General features: G+C 65.4%; 21 protein-coding genes. 14 read left to right on the top strand and 7 right to left on the bottom strand.

The window, feature by feature from the left end; all coding sequences use genetic code 11:
* Positions 1-28: 28 nt before the first annotated feature.
* Both pgk and gap read right to left on the bottom strand, forming a co-directional pair.
* Entirely contained in the window at positions 29-1,222 is a 1,194-nt protein-coding gene (gene pgk / locus A1351_RS20865; RefSeq protein WP_026600110.1) for a phosphoglycerate kinase, read from the bottom strand.
* A 33-nt stretch (positions 1,223-1,255) separates the two neighbouring features.
* Positions 1,256-2,263 (bottom strand): type I glyceraldehyde-3-phosphate dehydrogenase, encoded by a 1,008-nt coding sequence (gene gap, locus A1351_RS20860; protein WP_024878620.1) that lies wholly within the window; start codon positions 2,261-2,263, stop codon positions 1,256-1,258.
* Between the two features lie 266 nt (positions 2,264-2,529).
* Between gap and A1351_RS20855 the strand changes: the two genes are divergently transcribed.
* Positions 2,530-2,823, top strand: a complete 294-nt coding sequence (locus A1351_RS20855; protein WP_024878619.1) for a DUF4164 family protein — start codon at positions 2,530-2,532, stop codon at positions 2,821-2,823.
* An 18-nt stretch (positions 2,824-2,841) separates the two neighbouring features.
* Positions 2,842-3,225 carry a cell division protein ZapA gene (locus A1351_RS20850; protein WP_064033805.1) on the top strand — a complete coding sequence of 128 codons (384 nt, stop codon included), beginning with the start codon at positions 2,842-2,844 and terminating at the stop codon, positions 3,223-3,225.
* A gap of 79 nt (positions 3,226-3,304) precedes the next feature.
* On the opposite strand, the gene A1351_RS20845 is transcribed toward A1351_RS20850, so the two are convergent.
* Positions 3,305-3,814, bottom strand: a complete 510-nt coding sequence (locus tag A1351_RS20845; protein ID WP_024878617.1) for a hypothetical protein — start codon at positions 3,812-3,814, stop codon at positions 3,305-3,307.
* A 492-nt stretch (positions 3,815-4,306) separates the two neighbouring features.
* Here A1351_RS20845 and A1351_RS20840 point away from each other — a divergent pair, with 492 nt between their 5' ends.
* From A1351_RS20840 to A1351_RS20810, 7 genes are all read left to right on the top strand, one after another.
* On the top strand, positions 4,307-6,163 hold the full coding sequence (locus tag A1351_RS20840; RefSeq protein ID WP_245267221.1) for a bifunctional diguanylate cyclase/phosphodiesterase: 1,857 nt from the start codon (positions 4,307-4,309) through the stop codon (positions 6,161-6,163).
* Positions 6,164-6,326: 163 nt separating this feature from the next.
* Positions 6,327-8,420 (top strand): sensor domain-containing diguanylate cyclase, encoded by a 2,094-nt coding sequence (locus A1351_RS20835; RefSeq protein WP_064033804.1) that lies wholly within the window; start codon positions 6,327-6,329, stop codon positions 8,418-8,420.
* A gap of 73 nt (positions 8,421-8,493) precedes the next feature.
* Positions 8,494-8,883, top strand: coding sequence for a VOC family protein (locus tag A1351_RS20830; protein WP_245267220.1), 390 nt, complete (start codon positions 8,494-8,496; stop codon positions 8,881-8,883).
* Positions 8,884-9,314: 431 nt separating this feature from the next.
* On the top strand, positions 9,315-9,779 hold the full coding sequence (locus tag A1351_RS20825) for a hypothetical protein (RefSeq protein ID WP_064033803.1): 465 nt from the start codon (positions 9,315-9,317) through the stop codon (positions 9,777-9,779).
* 430 nt (positions 9,780-10,209) lie between these two features.
* Positions 10,210-11,106: a radical SAM protein gene (locus A1351_RS20820; RefSeq protein ID WP_064033802.1), complete on the top strand. Its 897-nt coding sequence runs from the start codon at positions 10,210-10,212 to the stop codon at positions 11,104-11,106.
* A gap of 115 nt (positions 11,107-11,221) precedes the next feature.
* A complete protein-coding gene (locus tag A1351_RS20815; RefSeq protein WP_024878610.1) occupies positions 11,222-11,416 on the top strand; it encodes a hypothetical protein in 195 nt (64 codons plus the stop codon).
* 66 nt (positions 11,417-11,482) lie between these two features.
* A complete protein-coding gene (locus A1351_RS20810) occupies positions 11,483-11,923 on the top strand; it encodes a VOC family protein (RefSeq protein ID WP_024878609.1) in 441 nt (146 codons plus the stop codon).
* 80 nt (positions 11,924-12,003) lie between these two features.
* Here A1351_RS20810 and A1351_RS20805 read toward each other — a convergent pair whose 3' ends face one another.
* A complete protein-coding gene (locus A1351_RS20805) occupies positions 12,004-12,273 on the bottom strand; it encodes a hypothetical protein (RefSeq protein ID WP_245267219.1) in 270 nt (89 codons plus the stop codon).
* 410 nt (positions 12,274-12,683) lie between these two features.
* On the opposite strand from A1351_RS20805, the gene A1351_RS20800 reads away from it, so the two are divergent.
* On the top strand, positions 12,684-13,112 hold the full coding sequence (locus A1351_RS20800) for a hypothetical protein (RefSeq protein WP_245267218.1): 429 nt from the start codon (positions 12,684-12,686) through the stop codon (positions 13,110-13,112).
* Between the two features lie 118 nt (positions 13,113-13,230).
* Entirely contained in the window at positions 13,231-13,884 is a 654-nt protein-coding gene (locus A1351_RS20795; RefSeq protein WP_024878606.1) for a DedA family protein, read from the top strand.
* Between the two features lie 10 nt (positions 13,885-13,894).
* On the opposite strand, the gene A1351_RS20790 is transcribed toward A1351_RS20795, so the two are convergent.
* From A1351_RS20790 to A1351_RS20780, 3 genes are all read right to left on the bottom strand, one after another.
* Positions 13,895-14,197, bottom strand: a complete 303-nt coding sequence (locus tag A1351_RS20790) for a DUF1640 domain-containing protein (RefSeq protein ID WP_024878605.1) — start codon at positions 14,195-14,197, stop codon at positions 13,895-13,897.
* Positions 14,198-14,273: 76 nt separating this feature from the next.
* Positions 14,274-15,170, bottom strand: a complete 897-nt coding sequence (locus A1351_RS20785; protein ID WP_024878604.1) for a bifunctional helix-turn-helix domain-containing protein/methylated-DNA--[protein]-cysteine S-methyltransferase — start codon at positions 15,168-15,170, stop codon at positions 14,274-14,276.
* A 48-nt stretch (positions 15,171-15,218) separates the two neighbouring features.
* Complete coding sequence (locus tag A1351_RS20780; RefSeq protein ID WP_024878603.1) at positions 15,219-15,716, bottom strand: DUF2244 domain-containing protein; 498 nt, start codon at positions 15,714-15,716, stop codon at positions 15,219-15,221.
* A gap of 44 nt (positions 15,717-15,760) precedes the next feature.
* On the opposite strand from A1351_RS20780, the gene nth reads away from it, so the two are divergent.
* The 3 genes from nth (at position 15,761) to queG (ending at position 18,698) form a co-directional block, all read left to right on the top strand.
* Positions 15,761-16,450: an endonuclease III gene (nth, locus tag A1351_RS20775; RefSeq protein WP_026600085.1), complete on the top strand. Its 690-nt coding sequence runs from the start codon at positions 15,761-15,763 to the stop codon at positions 16,448-16,450.
* Between the two features lie 428 nt (positions 16,451-16,878).
* A complete protein-coding gene (locus tag A1351_RS20770; protein ID WP_024878601.1) occupies positions 16,879-17,571 on the top strand; it encodes a glutathione S-transferase family protein in 693 nt (230 codons plus the stop codon).
* Positions 17,469-18,698, top strand: a complete 1,230-nt coding sequence (queG, locus tag A1351_RS20765; RefSeq protein ID WP_245275865.1) for a tRNA epoxyqueuosine(34) reductase QueG — start codon at positions 17,469-17,471, stop codon at positions 18,696-18,698. The genes A1351_RS20770 and queG overlap by 103 nt, the downstream gene beginning before the upstream one ends.
* The last annotated feature ends 76 nt before the right edge of the window (positions 18,699-18,774 follow it).

Genomic DNA, 18,774 nt, shown 5'->3' with positions numbered 1-18,774 from the left:
GCTTCGCTCGCAATGACGGGCTGGGTCGTTATTTCGTCAGCGCCGCGACGCCGGGAAGCTCCTTGCCCTCGAGCCATTCGAGGAAAGCGCCGCCAGCGGTCGAGAGATAGCTGAACTCCTGCGCCACATGAGCCTGATTGAGCGCGGCCACAGTGTCGCCGCCGCCGGCGACGGACAGCAGCTTGCCCTCCACGGTCAGCCGCGCCGCCGTCTGCGCGATGGCATTGGTGCCTTCGTCGAAGGGCGGCAGCTCGAAGGCGCCGAGCGGCCCGTTCCACACCAGCGTCTTCGCCTTGGCGAGCAGGCTCTCTATATGGGCGATGCTCTTCGGCCCGACGTCGAGAATCATGTCGCTCTCGCCGACATGCTCGATCGCGACGATATGCGAGGGCGCATGCGCCTCGAATTTCTGCGCGACAGTGGCGTCGATCGGCAGCACGATCTCGCAATTGGACGATTGCGCATCGGCGAGAATGGCGCGCGCTTTCTCGAGCAGATCATGCTCGCACAGCGATTTGCCGACCGGCTCGCCCTTCGCGGCGAGGAAAGTATTGGCCATGCCGCCGCCGATGACGAGAATATCGACCTTGCGGATGAGATTGCCGAGCAGATCGAGCTTGGTGGAGATTTTCGCGCCGCCGACGATCGCCATTACGGGACGCGCGGGATGTTCCAGCGCCTCGGTGAGCGCCTGCAGCTCAGCCTGCATGGTGCGGCCGGCGTAGGCCGGCAGAAGATGCGCCAGCCCTTCGGTCGAGGCATGGGCGCGATGCGCGGCGGAGAACGCGTCGTTCACATAGATATCGCCGAGCTTGGCGAGCTCCGCCGCGAAGGCGGGATCGTTCTTCTCCTCGCCCTTGTGGAAGCGCGTGTTCTCGAGCAGCAGAATGTCGCCATTCTTCAGCTGCGCGATCGCCGCGCCGGCGACATCGCCGACGCAATCATCGGCGAAGGCGATTTTGCGCTTGGCCGTCTCCTCTATCGCGGGAACGACGGCTCTCAGCGAATCCTCTTCCTTGCGCTCGCCCTTGGGTCGGCCGAAATGGGCGAGAAGGATGACCTTGCCGCCCTTTTTCGAAATATCCTCGATCGTCGGCAGAACGCGCTCTATGCGCGTCTTGTCGGTGACGACGCCATTCTCGGTCGGCACATTGAGATCGACGCGCAACAGGACGCGCTTGCCGTCGAGATCGGCGGAATCGAGCGTTTTGAAAGACGGCATGATCGTGTCCCGGTGGATGAGGAAAAAATCGCGTCAGATGAGCTTGGCGATCGTCGCGGCGACATCCGTCATGCGGCCGGAGAAGCCCCATTCATTGTCGTACCAGGACAGGACGCGCACCAGCTCGCCCTCGATCACCTTCGTCTGATCGAGATGAAACACGGATGAACGCGGATCATGGTTGAAATCGACCGAGACATTCTTGTCGTCGGTGTAACCCAGAATGCCCTTCAGCGGGCCGTCGGCGGCGGCGATGATGGCGGCGTTGATCTCTTCCACGCTCGTCTTGCGCTTGGGGACGAATTTGAGATCGACAGCCGAGACATTGGGCGTCGGCACGCGAATGGCGGCGCCGTCGAGCTTGCCTTTCAGCTCCGGCAGCACGAGACCCACGGCCTTCGCCGCGCCGGTGGAAGTGGGGATCATGGACAGAGCGGCGGCGCGGGCGCGGTAGAGGTCCTTGTGATACGTGTCCAGCGTCGGCTGGTCGCCCGTGTAGGAGTGGATCGTCGTCATGAAGCCGCGCTCTATGCCGATGGCGTCATTCAGCACCTTGGCGACGGGCGCGAGGCAATTTGTGGTGCAGGAGGCGTTGGAGATCACGAGATCGTCCTTCGTGATCTTGTCCTGATTGACGCCATAGACGACGGTGATGTCGGCGCCTTCGGAGGGCGCGGAGACCAGCACGCGCCGGGCGCCCGCGTCGAGCAGCGCTTTGGCCTTGTCGCGCGCGGTGAAAAGGCCCGTGCATTCGAGCGCAATGTCGATTCCGAGCGCCTTATACGGCAGCTCGGCGGGATTCTTGATCGCCGTGGCCTTGATCGGCCCATAGCCCAGGTCGATCGAATCGCCTTCTACCTTCACCTCGCGCGGGAAGCGGCCATGCACGGAATCATAGCGCAGGAGATGGGCGTTGGTCTCGACGGAGCCGAGATCGTTGATCGTCACCACCTCGAGGTCGGTGCGGCCGGTCTCGACGATGTAGCGAAGAATATTGCGTCCGATGCGTCCGAACCCATTGATCGCCACTCTCACGGCCATAGCGGTGCTCCTTCTCATCTGCTCGCTCGGGCGGGGCCGGGCGGCCGCTGAACCGCCCAAAATCGGGGCTTTGCCCATTTTGCCGCATTTTCTGGCGGCGAACGCCCGCTCGAATGAGCGGCTTGATAACAGGTCGCGCCCCCCTGTCAACGCGGTCACAGGTCGCTCTGCGGCGGAGTCGCGGCTCGGATTGGGGTTTACGCGATTGCTGCTAGGCGTTAACGATTCGTACGTGCGAATCTAATCGCGATCGGTCCGGTTTCCATATGACGCAAGTCCCACACAGGCTCGATGACGCGCTGCAACGGCTCTCCGCCGCGCTGGAGCGGCTGGAGGAGACCGTCGCGCGCCGCATAGAGGTCGAGCTGTCGCACGCCGACCTCGAGGAGGAGCTCGCCGTCATGCAGGACGACCGCAGCCGTCTCGGCCTCGAGCTCGACGCCGCCCTCGCCCAAAACAGCGCGCTGGAGAAAGCGCGCGACGAGGTGCTGACGCGTCTCGACCGCACGAGCCTTGGCATTATCGCCGTGCTCGGCGACGAGGACCGGACACAGACCTAGTCTACTCAGAGGCGGCGAATGGCGCATGTGGTGGTGACGATCGCGGGCCGGACCTATCGCATGGCCTGCGAGGATGGCGAGGAAGGCCATCTCGACGAGTTGGCCAAGCTCGTCGAGAACAAGATTTTGTCCCTGCGCGAGGGTTTCGGCGACATTGGCGAGCAGCGCATCACCGTGATGGCGGCGCTCACCCTCGCCGATGAGGCGTCGATTGCGACGCGCAAGCTCGAGTCCCTGCAGGCGGAGCTGGCGACGCTGCGCGAGAATGCGGCTGCAGCGAAAGAGGCCGAAGCCGCTCTGGTCGATAAGCTCGCCGCCGCGCTCGAGGATGCGACGACGCGGGTCGAGCGTCTCTCGCGAGACCTTCAGCACGGGGGCGCAGAGGCGCCCCCTATGCTCTGAGCCCCCTATGCTCTGAGATTTGCAGCACGGGGGCGAAGAGACGCCCCCTATGCTCTGAGCCCGACGCCGGACGGGCGCTTCAGCGGCCCCAGGCCTCGAAGGCCGGCTCGTGCTTGACCTTCTCGAGATCGTCGGCCTGCTGCGACAGCTGAATATGCCGGCGCTCGGCAGCGTCGCGCTCCGCGCCGTCCTTGAGAATGGCGATCTTGAGCTGCTCGGTCGCCTTGCGGGCGAGGCCGTTGATCCAGCGGTTGATATTGCTGACGACCAGATTCTTGCGCGCCAGCTCGGCGTCGCGGCCGGTCTCGTCGCTCTTCAAAATGTCGCGCTCCTTGACCGCCGCGGCGAGCTGCGCGTCGAGCTCGGCGAGCTTGTCCGGCGCGGCCCCGGCGCGCGCCTTCTCGATGGCGGCGATGCCGTCCTCCAGCCAAGAGATCTGCTGCGCGAGCACGCCATCCTTGATCGGCCCCTTGACGTCGAAGGAATTGGGCAGCGGAAAGAAGGGGCTGATCTCCACCGCACGCGCCGGAGCGGCCGCGAAGGGCGCCGAGATCAGAACGGCCAGAGCCAGTGTGGCGAATTTCGACATATTTCTCTCCCATGCCGGCGGGTCGTTGCGTCATGACAGCGCGCCTGCTTTTTTCGGCGCGCCGCCGCCCGCGGCTGCGCAAGACTGGGCCAATGACGTGACCAAGGCAAGTCGCTCCGTCCTCCTTGTCGCCTTCCTCCTAGGCCTCGCCACCCTCGAGCCCGCCACATCCTAAATGCGGGGGGTCGGCTCGCCCGCGACCTTTTTTCGCGGAAGCGCTGGCGAAGCCGGTTGTGCGCCAACGATCATATTGATCTAGCGTCGATATATTGCGCTCCAGCTCCGCCCTACACAACAGCCGGCGGGCATGCGATAATAGGTTTTGCTGAAGCCCATGCTCGGCTCCCATGATCGACAGGGCCGCGCGGGCGCATTATTTGCACCGATGGAGAATCATCGTCTCGTCGCCTACAAAGGCGGTTGATTTTTAATTCTTATCGACACGGTCGAGATACGCGGAAAAAGATAAGATTGTCTTCAAAGGCGAGGCCAATGCTCGAACTCGACTGTGATGACTGCTCGAACCGCACGATGCAGGGTCTCCGAGCGCTTCAGCACGAGGTGCTCGAGCGTCTGGCGCGCGGCAAGCCGCTGCGCGAGACGATGGCCGAGCTGTGCCTCCGCGCCGAGCAGCTCGCGCCGCAGGCCGTGTGCTCCGTCCTCACCGTCGATCGCGAAGGCCGTCTGCATCCGCTGGCCGGTCCGAGCCTGCCGTCGCATTATTCCGACTCGCTCGACGGCCTTCGCATCGGGCCGGACGTCGGCTCCTGCGGCGCGGCCGCCTATTTCGGCGAGCCCGTCGAGGTCACGGACATGGCGAATGATCCGCGCTGGACGGCTTTTCGAGCCCAGACCGCTCCGCTCGGCCTGCGCGCCTGCTGGTCCTCTCCCATTCGCGCCTCGGACGATCGCGTCATCGGCACTTTCGCCTTTTATTATCGCACCTGCCGCGGCGCGAGCCCGCTCGAGCGCACGATCGTCGAGACCTGCGTGCATCTCTGCGCCATCGCGCTCGAGCAGGAGGAGCGCAAGGAGCGTATCCGGCGGCTCGCCTATTTCGACGCCATCACCGGCGTCGCCAACCGCGCCTCCATGGAGCAGCAGGGCGAGAGCGTCATCGCCGCCGCGGTGGCCAATGGGTTCGGCGCCGCGATCCACTGCATCGACCTCGATAATTTCAAGGAGATCAACGACACGCTGGGGCATAGGGCCGGCGATATTCTGCTGCGGTCGGTGGCCGAGCGCATCTCCTCCATCGTCGGCAAGGCCGATATCGTCGCCCGCATCGGCGGCGATGAATTCGCCGTGGTGCAATCGCACGCCGGCTCGCTCGCCGATGTCGGCGGCTTCGCGATGCGATTGATGGAGGCGATGGCCGCCCCTTTCGATCTCGAGGAGGCGATGGCGACGGTCGGCGTCAGCGTCGGCATCGCCCGCGCGCCGGAGGACGGGCTCGATCTGCGGACGCTGATGCGCAAGGCGGATTTCGCCTTGTACGAAGCCAAATCCAGCGGCCGCGCCCATTTCCGCTTCTTCGATCCCGACATAGAGTCGCGCATCGCCGCCAATCGTCGCATTTGGCAGGATTTGCGTCAGGCGGTCGCCGCCGGCGAGTTCGAGCTCCATTTCCAGCCCATCGTCGCGCTCGGCGTCACGCGCGTCTGCGGCTATGAGGCGCTGCTGCGCTGGCGGCACCCGCGCGACGGCCTGCGGACGCCGGAGGATTTCCTCCCCGTCGCCACCAAGGCCGGCCTGCTCTACGAGATCGGCGCCTGGATATTGAACGAGGCCTGCGCCAGCGCCGCCGCTCTGCCGCCCGACGCGCGCATCAGCGTCAATGTCACCCAGACGCAATTGGAGAAGACCGGCTTCTCGCGCGACGTCGCCGAGGCGCTCGCCGCCTCCGGCATGGATCCGAGCCGTCTGGAGATCGAGATCGCCAGCTCGGTCCGCCTCGCCGACAATGCGGATATTCTGCGCTGCCTCACCGCGATCCACACGCTCGGCGTCTCCATCGCGCTCGATGATTTCGGCGGCGGCGGCGCCGCCCTCGCGCATCTCCACGCTCTGCCGGTCGATCGCGTCAAGGTCGGCCGCTCGCTGACGCAGCAGGCGCAAGCCGATCCGCGCGCGGCGACGATCGTGCGATCGATCGTCTCTCTCGCCCATGAGCTCGGCTTAATGGCGACAGCCGAAGGCGTCGAGACCGATGCGCAGCTGCGCATTCTGCGCCAGCTCGGTTGCGACGAGATTCAGGGCTATGTCATCAGCGCGCCGCAACCGCTCCGCGCATTCGTCGACGGCGCCGAGCCGGCCGGCCGCACCCGCCCGCCCGTCTCGCTCACCTGAACATCATTCGCGCCATCCGCGTCCTTTCGAGCCCTCGCGTGGACTTCGCTCGGGACCGCAGCGCGCTAGATTCTTCCAGCGGAGAAATATCTTCGTACCGCGATCGGGACATTTTGGAAACAAATCGCGCCTCCAATATCAGAGACGCGTCGAGGGTCGAGCTATGTGTCGGTATGAGCGCGACTCGCGTTCCGAGGAGCAGGAGATCGATCCCGAGGAGCTCGACGCCTCGATCCGGGCGGATCAGGCGCAAATGCTCGCCACCGGACAATCGGTGCTGGTCTTCAACGCCGCCAATGCCGCAATCGTCGCTAGCATTTTTCGGGACTTCTACTCGCACGCGCAAATCGCCGCCTGGCTTCTCGCCTTTCTGATCCTGGTCGTCGCGCGCATCGTCCATGCGCGCCACTTTCGCGCCACGCAGCCCAGCGCAGAGGCGGTGCGGCGCTTTCTCGCGCTGTGGACGCTCGGCTCGACGCTGACCGGCTGCCTCTGGGGAGCGGCCTCATCGGTCCTGTGGCTGACGCCGGACCCCGGCTATCACGCCTTCGCGCTTTTCGCCGCCGGCGGCATGGCGGCGGGCGCCGTGCTCACCAATTCCGCCTATCTGCCCGCCATGTTCGGCTATATCGCGCCGGATGTGCTGCCCTCCATCGTCGGGCTCTTTGCGCGCGGGGAGTCGACCGCCCTCGCGATGGGGGCGCTGCTCTCGGCCTTCACCGCCGTGCTCGTCATTCTCGGCCTGCGCGCCAATGGCTGGCTGGTGTCGGTGTCGCGGCGCCGGCTGCAGCAGGAGGCGCTGTCGGCGGCGCTGCATCAGCGCAACGCTCTGCTGCACGCCGTCTCCACCGCGGCGACCGAGCTCACCACCACCGCGCCCAGCGCCGCCGCAATTCCCGATCTGCTCGAATCCGTCGGCGCGGCGATCGGCGCCGATCGCATTCTCGTCTTCGAATCCGCCACGGCGCCGGAAGAGCCCCCGTCCCTGCTGCATTTCTGGCAGCGCGCGGACTCTCCGGTCGCGCTGGACGCCTCGTTTTTCGCGGCCGACAAGACGCGCGCCTTTCTCTCTGGCCCTCTGCTCGCCGCTCTCGCCGAGCGCCGGCCGGTGACGGCGGCGACGCGCGCGCTCGAGCCCGGCCCCGCCAAGAGCTTTCTCGAGCGCGCCGGCGTGCGATCGGCGCTCTTCGCGCCCATCGTCGTCGATGACGCCCCTTGGGGCTGGGTGGAGGTGGAGGATTGCCACAGCGAGCGCATGTGGAAGGCCGCCGAGATCGACGCGCTGCGCATACTCGGCGATCTCATCGGCGGCTCGCTCGCGCGGCAGCGCTATGTCGATCGGCTCCGCGACGCCAATGAGGTGGTGGAGCGCAGCCCGACTCTGCTGTTCCGCCTGCGCATGGACGCGAAAACGCCGCGCCTCGTCTATGTGTCCCACAACATCGCGCTGTTCGGCTACGATCCCTGGGAGCTGACCGATCCGGCGCGCAGCCTCGCCGATTGCGTTCACCCCGACGATCTCGAGAAGGTCGGCGCCTCGCTGGCGCGGGCGGCCGCGGACGGGCGGCGCGGCGGCATGGTGGAGTTCCGTTTTCGGCGGCGCGACGGCGGCTATCGCTGGCTCGACGCGCGCTACGCCGCACGCGACCGGCCCGGCCGCTCGCAGCTGATCGAAGGCGTCGCGCTCGACGTGACCGAGCGCAAGGAGGTCGCCGATCAGATCGCTATTCTCGCGCAAACGGACGCTCTCACCGGCCTCGCCAATCGCCGCAGCTTCATCGACGCGCTACGCCGCGCCTTCGCCGACGCCGAAGCCGGCGGCGCGCCCTTCTCGCTGCTCTATATCGACGTCGATCATTTCAAGGACGTCAACGACCGGCTGGGCCACGCCAGCGGCGACGCGCTGCTGGAGGCGCTCGCCGCGCGGCTGAAGAGCCATTGCCGCGCCGGCGATGTCGTGGCGCGGCTCGGCGGCGACGAATTCGCGATATTGCAATCGAGCTCGCGCGACGCGGCCAGCGCTTCCGTCATGGCGGCGAAAATTTGTGCGCTCTCGGCGGAGCCCTATCTGCTGCCGGGCGGCGAGCTGCGCGCCACGGTGAGCGTCGGCGTCGCCCTCTTCGCCTCCGCTCTGGAAGGACCGGACCCCATGCTGGCGCGCGCCGACCGCGCGCTCTATCTCGCCAAGGAGAATGGCAGAAACCAATATCGCATCTACTCGGAGACGCAGGGGCCGGCGAATAATTTCTCGATTTGAATTTCGCGGACCGCGCCGCCATCATAGGGACGCGCAAGCACGCAGCCGATTTCATACAGGTGATTTCATTGAGGTGACTTTTTTGCCCCCGAAGCTCTCCACATGGGCCTTTGTGCTCGCCGTTCCCGATCTCGACGCCAGCGCCGGCTATTTTCGCGACGTGCTCGGCTTCGAGCTGCTCTGGGCGGAGGCCACGGATTGGCGCCTGGTCCAGCGCGACAATGTCCGCGTGATGCTGGGCCATTGCCCCACCGACGCGCCGCCCGCCGCGCTCGGCTCCCACAATCTGTTCGGCTACGTGAACGTTGACGACATCGACGCGCTCCACGCCGAGATCGCCGCCCGCGGCGCGCTCTGCACAACGCCGGTCGACCGCCCCTATGGAATGCGCGAAATCGTCGTCACGACGATCGACGGGCATCGCATTTTGTTCGGGCAGGCGATTGGCGTGGGGGCGGGGTGATGGCTGCGATGCGCCATAACCGGCCATTCAACCTGCACGAACGTAGGTCTTCTTTCGCTGGATCTCGCGGACGTTCGCGGCACTGGAGCGGGCGAGCACGTTCTTCAGTCACTGCAACGCGCCGGGTCGTGGTCTAGTGACGACCGTTTCCCTCTGATAGGCGAAGGCACGTTGTTCCGAGGAAGGGCGCGCCGACAAAATGGAGCGCTGAGATTATGTCGAGAAAGCTGGACGGAAAGCGCTCGTCATTTTGTCACCGGCTCCCCCCTCTTGCTGGCGACCCGGCTCAGGCAAGATGAATTTGCATACGCGCACGTTTTCCTTGTACGAACGCAACGAGCCTGGACTTTACGCGATTCTCGTCCTCGGAAATAATGCGCGCGCGACGCCGGAGGCGTTCGCGGTTACCAAGTCCTTTCGAGAACAAGTCCATGAAACTTTCTGATTTTCGGCTACCCATGAGTTGGGCCAATTTTCTTGTGGGGTGGGTCGGCGCACTCGGGCTGGTGTTCGCCATAGCCTTCGAATACGTCGCAACCCGTCTAGTGGGCAACTCGCACGGCGAAAAAATTCAATGGCTCGTCGCGCTCGCGATCACGGCTTCGTGGATTTATGCGATAGTGGAATTCCTGCGAGGGATCATAGAAACCATGCCAATGATTGGATCGTTGGAAAGACGCATTCTACTTAAGTTCGCCTCCTCGGCCTACGAGGGCGTCGCGCTCTACGCGCTTGTCATAGTCGTCATCGCCCACGTCGACGGCAGCCAGGCCTTCGCACCGTTTGCGGCCGTATATTTGGGCGGTTATCCAATAGTTTATCTTGCTAAGCGCGCATTGTTGCGACTCACATTCTCGACGAGTGAAATACGCGATGCGGCGCGACAATGGAGGTGAGAGAGGCCATGCCAGAAACGTTGAAGGACGGGACACCGAGCAAAAGTGTCTTGTCGCGACACGCGACGCCGGAACTCCACGACGCGCTGGGGCTCCCCCTTCGTTACTCACCAGTCGGAAATATAGGCGACGCTTGGAACTCCGAAGAATGATTGGACGATTCGAGGCACTTTCTTGATCTTGTTCAGTTGCGCATCGAGCTTGTAGAGCAATCTCCCCCCCTGCGAGAGGCGCTCTGGCGACGCCTGTGCGCTTCACATTGCTCCAGATCGCGTTTTCCTTCGACGGCCTGATCTCGCACCGTCTTACCTGGCCACGGGAATGTCTCCTATCGGCGTTGTCGGACGTCGGCCAATCTGGGGGATGGGGCTGCAATGGGTCACTCGCCGCCCCCATTCCCGTCCCGGCCTCCTCGTATTAGACTCCCCCCATGACCGACGCCCCCATCCGCTATGTCGAGCCCGTCTTTCGTCCGCCCAGCGAGGCGGAGTCGCTGATTCTTCCCGTCACCGATGGATGCTCGTGGAATCGTTGCAGCTTCTGCGAGATGTATACCGCGCCGCAAAAGCGCTTCCGCCCGCGGGACGAAGCCGAGGTGATGGAGAGCATAAAGCGCTGCGGTGAGATTTATGGGGCCTCTGTCGCGCGCGTGTTTCTGGCCGATGGCGACGCCATGACATTGTCGACGCGGCGTCTCGCCGCCATTCTCGAGGCGATCCGCCGCGAGCTGCCGGGCGTGCGGCGCGTGTCGAGCTATTGCCTGCCGCGCAATGTCAGCCGCAAATCCGTCGCCGAGCTGCGCGATCTCGCCGCGCTCGGCCTCTCGCTGGTCTATGTCGGCGCGGAATCGGGCGATGACGATGTGCTGGCGCGGGTCCAGAAGGGCGAGACTTTCGCCTCCACCCGCGACGCGCTGGAGAAGCTCGGCGCGGCCGGGATCAAGCGCTCGGTGATGATTCTCAACGGGCTCGGCGGCGCCGCGCTCAGCGAGGCGCATGCGGAAAATTCCGCCGCGCTGCTCAACGCCGCGCAGCCGGAATTTCTGGCGACGCTGGTGGTCAGCTTCCCCAAGGGCGAGGCGCGATTTCGCGCCGATTTCCCCGATTTCGCGCCGCTCGACGTGCCGGGGCTGCTGCGCGAGATGGAGCGCTTTCTCTCACGGCTGGAATTGAAGCGCACCGTTTTCCGCAGCGATCACGCCTCCAATTGGCTGGTGCTGCGCGGCACGCTCGGCGCCGACAAGCCGCGCCTGCTCGAGCAATTGCGCGCCGCCATCGCCGCGCCGGAGGACGCCCCGCTGCGGCCCGCCTGGGCGCCGGGACTGTAGAGACGTCCTTTCCGACGCTCGCAATATGCGCCAGCGCACAGCGCCCCCTGCGAGCAGGACCTATGCTGCGGCTCGGTCGATCGGAATCGGCCAGTCGATGAGGAAAGATGCGCGCATGATCAGAATCGAGCTCGAGCCGCAGATCGCCAGGGAGCTGCTGATCGTCCTGGAGCGGCGCCTGATGACGATTCACGAGGTGGAGCAGCGGCTGAAGTCCGCCGAGTTCGGCTCGGCCGAGCAGGAGAAGGAGGCGCTCATTCCGATCATCATCGCGCTGGAGAGCGCGCTGAAGATCCCGCCGCATCAATAGGGCGCGTGCGTCGGCGCGAGGGAGCGGCTATGCTCGCCGCCTCTCACCCCCGCAAGAGGCGCCAATATGCAATTTCTCCACACGATGATCCGCGTCGGCGATCTCGACGGCTCGCTGGATTTCTTCTGCGGCAAGCTCGGCCTCGCCGAAGTGCGCCGCACCGAGAATGAGAAGGGCCGCTTCACCCTCGTCTATCTCGCTGCGCCGGACGATCTTCCGCAGGCGAAGGAGGCCGGCGCGCCGCTCGTCGAGCTCACCTATAATTGGGACGAGCATGATTATGCCGGCGGCCGCAATTTCGGCCATCTCGCTTTCGCGGTCGACGACATCTACGCCGTATGCGCGCGGCTGCAGGCGGCCGGCGTGACGATCAACCGCCCGCCGCGCGACGGCTATATGGCCTTCATTCGCTCGCCCGATCAGATCTCGATCGAGCTGCTGCAGAAGGGCGCGCCGCTGCCGCCGGCCGAGCCCTGGAGCTCCATGCCCAACACCGGCGCCTGGTGAGCGCTCTAACTTTCTTTCGTTGGAGCGAATTCTGATCGATCGAACGGGTCCGTTCGATCGGAAAGCGCTCTAAAAAGCGCTCAGTAATAATAGTAGCGACGGCGACGCCAGTAACGCGGCCGATAATACCGGCGCCAGTAGCGGCGACGCCAGCGCGGCCGCCAGACGCGGCGACGATAGTACCAATAGGTCTTTTCGACCTGCGTCCGCTCGAGATCCTCCGGCGTCGCCACAGCGGCCTCGGGAGCCGGCTCCGGCGCCCGCGGCGCCTCGAGCGGCGCGACCGAGGTGAGGGCGTGAGAGGGGCCGGCGACCAGCGCCGCCGCCGCGCCGATAACGAAAAATCTCATGAAAGAGCGACGTTCCATCGACTTTCCTCCATAGAAGCCGCCACGCCCGGCGCAGGACGCGCCTGATGCGCGTGCGGCTCATCCCCAAAGAAATCGGGCCGTCCCGGCGGCCGGCAAGGCCTTCGCCGCTTTTCCGCCGCGCGCCGAGCGTAAAAGGGCGGATGGCGATGAAACCTTTTCGGAACTACGGCGTTTTGCTTATGCGGCGCCGGGCGGGAAGTCCGAATGACCGAATAGATTCAAATGTAACCCAGTTTTTCGACGATAGAGCTGCGGGAAAGACGAGGGGGCTTTTGAAAAATCTGGTCCGGCTTTTGCGTGACGGCGGAGGCTCGGGCGGCGTTTCGGACGGAAGCGGACAAACAACGCCGCAAGAAGACTGCCGCGAGAAGACTATGGGAATTCCGAAGATGCATTCCATCGGCGCAGGAGAGTTTCGTTCGCAGGACGGAGAAAAGGTCATGCTCGTCACCGATCTCATCCATTCATGCTCGAACGACAAGGTCGCGCAGGCGGCGACTTTCTGCATCGGAGGCGTTTTCGCCGAGAGAGTCCGCGCCGTCGCGCAGGAGAATGGCGTCAGCGAGGGTCGTTTCGTCTCCGTCGTGGTGCGCGATTTCGCGCTGCGGGCCGATGAGGCGGAGCGCGCGCAGCTGGCGCACGAGATGGCCGGCTGCGATCAGCCGATCCTCAGCGGGCTGCGCAGGGTGGTAGAGAAGGCGCTTGAAGGCGGCGCGCAATTCGCCGATGACGTGAAAGGCTTCGGACTGCCTTTCCTGCGGCGCGACGGCGGCCTCACCTTCGAGGGCGTCGTTCCCCTGCGGCGCGCCGCGCGCTGAGACGAGCTCGCGCCTTTCGGCGGCCTCTTTTGCCCGAGGCCTCTCTTGCCGGCGGCGCGCCCGGCGGCGACAATGCCGTCGCTCGACCGTCTCTCGGTCGAATCGGCAAAGGCGGGGCATGTCGGGACTGATCGACGAAGCGCAGATCGTCTCCATTCTGACGACCTATGGCTATTGGGCCATATTCATCATCGTCGCGCTGGAGAGCGCCGGCATACCGCTCCCCGGCGAGACGACATTGGTCGGCGCGGCCATTTACGCCGGCCACTCCGGCAATATGGACATTCGCTTCGTCATTCTGGCCGCGGCGGCCGGCGCAATCTTCGGCGACAATATCGGCTTTTGGATCGGACGCGAGTTCGGCGTGAAGCTGCTGATGCGCTATGGCTCGCATATCGGCGTCGGGCCGCCGCAATTGCGCCTCGGGCAATATATGTTTATGCGCTGGGGCGGCTCTATCGTCTTCTTCGGCCGCTTCATCGCGCTTCTGCGTATATTGGCCGCCGTGCTCGCCGGCGCCAATCGCTTCGATCCGCTCAAATTCCTGTTCTACAACGCCGCGGGCGGCATTTGCTGGGCGCTGGTCTTCGGCCTCGGCGGCTATGTTTTCGGCGCGGCCATACATCGCATCGCCGGCCCGATTGGCTGGCTGGGCCTCGCCGGCGCGATTCTCGGCGCCTTTCTGCTGTGGCGCTATTGGAAGATCCACGAGGAGCGGCTGACCAGAGAGGCCGAGGCGCATTTCGAGCGCATCGATCATCGCCGGCCGTGAGGCGCGGACGTCAGCTATGCGCGAGCCGAGCGAGCGCGATCACGGCGCCGAGAATGACGAGCGTCTGAAAGCCGATCGTTCCGAACAGCCATTTGATGATTTCGGCTTTCGTGGCCTCGATCTTCGCCTCGAGGCGCAGCTCGGCTTTTTCGATCTTCGACTCGACGACGGCCAGATCGGCTTTCGTCGCCAGCTCCTGGCTCGTCGCCTCGGCGAAAGCCTCCGCTGTCGCCTTGGCCTGAGCATGCGGAACGCCGGCGGCCTCGAGTTTCTCCACGAATTTCAGCGTATCGAAGGCGACTGCGGCGCTCATTTCTGATCCTCGTAAGGTGAGCCATCAATATGACGCGGCTCGGCCTTCGCGTCCAGCGCCGGGACCTCCCTCCGCCTCACGCCTCATCAGCCGGCCGGCGCCCGAGGCGCCCCGCCTCCCAGCCGATGATCGCCTGCTTGCGCGTCAACCCCCAATGATAGCCGGTGAGCGCGCCGCTCGCCCCGAGCACGCGATGGCAGGGGACGACGAAGGAAACGGGATTGCGCCCGACGGATGCGCCGACCGCCCGCGCGGCGCCGGGCTTGCCGAGCCGCCGCGCGATCGCGCCGTAAGTCGTCGCCCGGCCCATGTCGATGTCGAGCAGCGCCTCCCAGACCGAAACGTCGAATTCCGACCCGATCAGCACGAGGCGCAAGGGCCGGTCCGGCCGCCATTCCGCCGGATCGAAGGCGCGCCGCGCGAAATCTGCGGTCGCCGCGTCGTCGAGCGAAAATCGCGCCTTCGGCCAGCGGCGGCGAAGATCGTCGAAAGCCTCCGCGCGCGCGCCATCGACGAAGCCGAGCCCGGCGAGGCCGCGCTCTGTCGCGACCAAAATCGCCTCGCCGAAAGGCGAAGGGTGGAAGCCGTAGCGCATCTCCAGCCCCTCGCCGCCGCGCTTATATTCGCCCGGCGTCAGCGCCTCATGAGTCACGAAGAGATCATGCAGGCGCGAGGGGCCGGAAAGACCGAGCGAGAGTGAGGCGTCGAGCAGGCTCGTCTCGCCGCCGAGCAGCGCGCGCGCATGGCGCAGCGTCAGCGCCTCGAGGAAGGCCTTGGGCGAGAGTCCCGCCCAGCGCCGGAACAAGGCGCGCAAATGCGCTTCGGAAAGGCTCGCCGCTCCCGCCATTTCCTCGACCGAGGGCTGCCGGCGCCAATTCTCGCCGATGAAGCGGATCGTCTCCGCGACCTTGGCGTAATCCTCCTGCGGCCGCGTCTCGGCGAGAGGAGGGATCGTGTCGGAGCGCAGGGTCATGCGGCGCATCATGGCGCGCGCGGCCGGGCACCGCCACCCGAAAACGCGTCAGGAATAGACCGGTCCGCGCTTGGCCGTCGCCAACGCGCGGGAAAGCTCCTCGGCGAGCGCGGCCTTCTGCTCCGGCGCGAGAAAGCCGCCGATCTCGACGCGCTCGCCGCGCGAGACGAGCAGCACGCGCTGCATGCCGAACTCCTCGTCCTCCTCCGTCTCGAGCCGCAGCCAGTAAGTGTCGAAACGCCGCTCCCGCCGCAGGCCATAGGCGCTCTTCTTCACGATGACGAGCTCGAAGGGGGTAAGGCTGAGGCTCTCGAACGCCCGGGCGGAACGAAAGCTGACGCGCAGCGCGACATAGAGCGCCAGCACATCGAGCCCCATGAAGCCGACCACCGGCCAGGCGCCGAGAATATAGAAGGGAACCGACAGCACGCATGTTCCCGCGCCGAACAGCAGGATGAACACATGCGCCTGCCGCAGCGTCATCGAGCGATGCGGGATCAGCCGCGTCTGATAAATGGCTTCCGCAGAAGGAGCGCTCGCCGTCACGCCGCCGCCTTTCGTTCTCCAGAACGCCGAGTTATAACGCCTTTATGCCGAACGAAAAGAGCTCGCTCGCCAAGGCGCGGCGCCCTGCATCGCCGCGCAGCCGCGAGGCTGCGCGCATCGATGAGATTTTCGCGCGTCTCGAGGCGGCTGATCCGCATCCCAAAGGCGAGCTCGAGCATGTGAATATCTTCACTCTGCTCGTCGCCGTGGTGCTCTCCGCCCAGGCCACCGACGTCGGCGTCAACAAGGCGACGCGCGCTCTTTTCGCGATCGCCGACACGCCGCAGAAAATGCTCGCGCTCGGCGTCGAAGGGCTCCGCGGCTATATCAAGACGATCGGCCTCTATCCGACCAAGGCGAAGAATGTCATCGCCCTCTGCGCGCAGCTCATCGAGAAGCACGGCGGCGAGGTGCCGTGCGATCGCGAGGCTTTGCAGGCGCTGCCGGGCGTCGGCCGCAAGACCGCCAATGTCGTGCTCAACATCGCCTTTCATGTGCCGGTGATCGCGGTGGACACGCATATTTTCCGCGTCTCCAACCGGTTGCCGCTCACCAAGGGCAAGACCGTCGAGCAGGTGGAGGCAGGCCTCGAGAAGCTCGTGCCCGAGCGCTTCAAGCTGCATGCGCATCACTGGCTGATCCTGCACGGCCGTTACGTGTGCAAGGCGCGCAAGCCGGAATGCGAGCGCTGCATCATCGCCGATCTCTGCCGCTTCGAGGGCAAGACGATCTGAGAGGGCAAGACGATCTGACGGCCGCAGCGGTCGAAAGCCGCGCGGTAGAGCTTCTTTCCGCGCCGGAATGTGCGCCAGCGCACGAACGCCGCCCCACTCTCCCGCTAAACCGAAGCCATAGGCCGGCCGCGTGGAGGGAGGGGTCATGGGTTTCGAATTCTCCGCCCCTCGCGCGCGCCGCGCAGCCGCCACGAATCAGAAACCATTCATTAACGCAGCCCATAAAAAAGGCGGCTCGCGGCCGGTTTCGCAGGCGCCCGCGCCGGTCGGCAGTACGCGTATTATTTTCAGACAATTAGAGCGAAGCCCGACGCCTGCCGAGCACAATCTCCGCGCTTGTCGCGCCGCGCGCTCCGACTTATACGAACGTCTCCGCTTTCGCGCGGCCAGGCGCAGTTTCCGGCGTTTCGCCGTCAAATCACGGCTCCATGCCCACTCTCTATCATCACCCGCTCTGCCCCCATTCCCGATTCGTGCGGCTGATTCTCGCCGAATACGGGATCGAGACGACGCTGGTCGAGGAGCGGGCGGCCGAGCGGCGGCGGGAATTTCTGACGCTCGATCCGGCCGGCAAGACGCCAGTGCTGGTCGACGACGACGGGACCGTGGTTCCGGGCGCGAGCGTCATCGTCGAATATCTCGAGGATTGCCTGCCGCCGGACTTCCGCGGCCTGCGGCTGATGCCGGCTGGTCTGCACGAGCGCATAGAGACGCGCCGGCTGATCGAATGGTTCAATGTCAAATTCTTCGAAGAGGTGACGAATTATCTGGTCACCGAGAAAGTCTACAAGCGCTTTCTCGCGGCCGAGATCGGCGGCGGCGCGCCGGACATGGATCTGCTGCGGGTCGCGCGCGCCAATCTGCGTCCCCATATCCGCTATATCGGCTATCTGACCGAGGCGCGGCGCTGGCTGGCCGGCGAATCCCTCACCTATGCGGATTTCGCCGCTGCGGCTCATCTCTCCTGCGTCGACTATCTGGGCGACGTGCCATGGGACGAAGACGAGACGGTCAAGCACTGGTATCAGCGGATCAAGTCGCGTCCGGCCTTCCGTCCCCTGCTGGCCGATCGCACGCCGGGCATGACGCCGGGACCGGTCTACGCCGAGCTGGACTTCTGAGCCTCGAGCAGGCGCTGCGCCGCCGCGCTGCCGAGTTCGGCTTCGATCTCTGCGCCATCACGACAGCGCAGGCTCCCGCCGAGGCCGGCGAGCATCTCGCGCAATGGCTCGAATCCGGCGCCCATGGCGATATGGAGTGGATGGCGGAGACCGCCGACCGCCGCGCCGCGCCGAAGGCGCTGTGGCCGCAGGCGCGCTCCGTAATAATGCTCGGGGTCGATTATGGCGCTTCCGGCGATCCGCTGGCGACGCTGGCGAAGCCCGATCGCGGCGCCGTCTCGCTCTACGCGCGCCGACGCGATTATCACGAGGTCATAAAGGGAAGGCTGAAGCAGCTCGCCGGCTTTCTGCTGGCGCAGGCCGGCGGCGGCGAGGTCAAGGTCTTCGTCGACACGGCGCCGGTGATGGAAAAGCCATTGGCGCAAGCTGCCGGGCTCGGCTGGCAGGGCAAGCACACCAATCTCGTCTCGCGGCGCTTCGGCTCCTGGCTGCTGCTCGGCGCGATCTTCACCGATCTTCCGCTTCAGCCGGATGCGCCGGAGGAGGACCATTGCGGCTCCTGCCGCGCCTGTCTCGACGCCTGCCCGACCAAGGCCTTTCCGGCGCCCTATCGGCTCGACGCGCGGCGCTGCGTCGCCTACCTCACCATAGAGCACAAGGGCCAGATTCCGCGCGAGTTCCGCGCGGCCATCGGCAACCGTATCTTCGGCTGCGACGATTGTCTCGCCGTCTGCCCCTGGAACAAATTCGCGCGCGCCACGCGGGACGCCAAGCTCGCCCTGCGCGAGGAGCTCTCCGAGCTTCCCCTCGCCGATCTCGCCGCGCTGGACGACGCCGGCTTTCGCGCGCTCTTCGCAGGAACTCCGGTCAAGCGGCTCGGCCATGCGCGCTTTCGGCGCAATGTCGCCATAGCGATCGGCAATTCCAAGAACCGCGAGCTCGCCGCCGCGGTCGAGCCGCTGCTCTCCGATTCGTCGCCGCTCGCGCGCGGCGCGTCCGTATGGGCGCTGGCGCGGCTGCTTCCGCCGGGAGATTTTTCCGCGCTCGCCGGGAAGGCTCTCGCTGAGGAAGAAGACGTAGCCGTGCGCGAGGAGTGGGCAAAAGAGACACACCCAGCGAAAAAGTGACGTCGCGACACAGATTGCCGCGGCGCAATGCCGGCGCATCCATGGATTCGTCGGAGCACAAACAGTAGAGTTCTCC

Origin of the sequence: Methylosinus sp. R-45379 (assembly GCF_001644125.1) — a bacterium.
Taxonomy (GTDB): Bacteria; Pseudomonadota; Alphaproteobacteria; order Rhizobiales; family Beijerinckiaceae; genus Methylosinus.
This window is presented reverse-complemented; position numbering and strand designations above follow the sequence as displayed.

Coding starts and splice junctions, on each gene's coding strand:
- pgk (WP_026600110.1), bottom strand. CDS start 1,222: ATGCCGTCTTTCAAAACGCTCGATTCCGCCGATCTCGACGGCAAGCGC.
- gap (WP_024878620.1), bottom strand. CDS start 2,263: ATGGCCGTGAGAGTGGCGATCAATGGGTTCGGACGCATCGGACGCAAT.
- A1351_RS20855 (WP_024878619.1), top strand. CDS start 2,530: ATGACGCAAGTCCCACACAGGCTCGATGACGCGCTGCAACGGCTCTCC.
- A1351_RS20850 (WP_064033805.1), top strand. CDS start 2,842: ATGGCGCATGTGGTGGTGACGATCGCGGGCCGGACCTATCGCATGGCC.
- A1351_RS20845 (WP_024878617.1), bottom strand. CDS start 3,814: ATGTCGAAATTCGCCACACTGGCTCTGGCCGTTCTGATCTCGGCGCCC.
- A1351_RS20840 (WP_245267221.1), top strand. CDS start 4,307: ATGCTCGAACTCGACTGTGATGACTGCTCGAACCGCACGATGCAGGGT.
- A1351_RS20835 (WP_064033804.1), top strand. CDS start 6,327: ATGTGTCGGTATGAGCGCGACTCGCGTTCCGAGGAGCAGGAGATCGAT.
- A1351_RS20825 (WP_064033803.1), top strand. CDS start 9,315: ATGAAACTTTCTGATTTTCGGCTACCCATGAGTTGGGCCAATTTTCTT.
- A1351_RS20820 (WP_064033802.1), top strand. CDS start 10,210: ATGACCGACGCCCCCATCCGCTATGTCGAGCCCGTCTTTCGTCCGCCC.
- A1351_RS20815 (WP_024878610.1), top strand. CDS start 11,222: ATGATCAGAATCGAGCTCGAGCCGCAGATCGCCAGGGAGCTGCTGATC.
- A1351_RS20810 (WP_024878609.1), top strand. CDS start 11,483: ATGCAATTTCTCCACACGATGATCCGCGTCGGCGATCTCGACGGCTCG.
- A1351_RS20805 (WP_245267219.1), bottom strand. CDS start 12,273: ATGAGATTTTTCGTTATCGGCGCGGCGGCGGCGCTGGTCGCCGGCCCC.
- A1351_RS20800 (WP_245267218.1), top strand. CDS start 12,684: ATGCATTCCATCGGCGCAGGAGAGTTTCGTTCGCAGGACGGAGAAAAG.
- A1351_RS20795 (WP_024878606.1), top strand. CDS start 13,231: ATGTCGGGACTGATCGACGAAGCGCAGATCGTCTCCATTCTGACGACC.
- A1351_RS20790 (WP_024878605.1), bottom strand. CDS start 14,197: ATGAGCGCCGCAGTCGCCTTCGATACGCTGAAATTCGTGGAGAAACTC.
- A1351_RS20785 (WP_024878604.1), bottom strand. CDS start 15,170: ATGACCCTGCGCTCCGACACGATCCCTCCTCTCGCCGAGACGCGGCCG.
- nth (WP_026600085.1), top strand. CDS start 15,761: ATGCCGAACGAAAAGAGCTCGCTCGCCAAGGCGCGGCGCCCTGCATCG.
- A1351_RS20770 (WP_024878601.1), top strand. CDS start 16,879: ATGCCCACTCTCTATCATCACCCGCTCTGCCCCCATTCCCGATTCGTG.